We start from the raw sequence: 659 nt of genomic DNA, 5'->3' as shown, positions 1-659 counted from the left end.
GACCGCTGATCCGGGCCGGCCGGTGTCGTCGATTGATGTGCTCGACGCCGGTGAGCGTGTCTGCCTGGAGGGGTGGGGGAATCGGGTGGTGCTGACCCAGCCCGCAGCGGCGCCGGTGTCGATCCCGGTGTTGTTCGAGCGTCAGGTGGGGCGTAGCCCGGATGCGGTGGCGTTGGTGTGTGGTGGGGGTTCGTGGACTTACGGGGAGGTGGAGCGGGCGGCGAATCGGTTGGCGCAGTTGCTGATTGGTCGGGGTGTGGGGCCTGGGGATGTGGTGGCGTTGTTGTTTGAGCGCTGCTCCGAGGCTGTTATCGCGATGTTGGGGGTGCTCAAGACGGGGGCGGCCTATGTGCCGATGGCCCCGGATCAGCCGGATGCCTTGATCGGGTTCGTGGTGGCCGATGCTGCACCGGTCGCGGTGATCACCACCGCGGGGCTGCGGTCGCGGGTGGCTGGGCATGAGGTGGCGGTCATTGAGGTTGAGGACCCGGTGATCGACACCTGCCCGGATAGCGCGCCGCCGGCGGTGGCTGCGGACAACGTTGCGTATCTGATTTACACCTCGGGCACCACCGGGGTGCCTAAGGGGGTGGCGGTTTCTCATGTGGGGATCGCTGATTTGGTGGCCAGTCATGCCGAGCGGTTGGCGATTACCCCGG

At 67.1% G+C, this 659-nt stretch carries 1 protein-coding gene; it reads left to right on the top strand.

What is annotated here, in order from left to right; genetic code table 11:
- Positions 1-659: AMP-binding protein (locus AC5Y6X_RS24380; RefSeq protein ID WP_499989709.1), on the top strand; the 659-nt coding region annotated here is incomplete at both ends.

It is taken from the genome of Mycobacterium sp. NGS26 (assembly GCF_059813025.1).
This window is presented reverse-complemented; position numbering and strand designations above follow the sequence as displayed.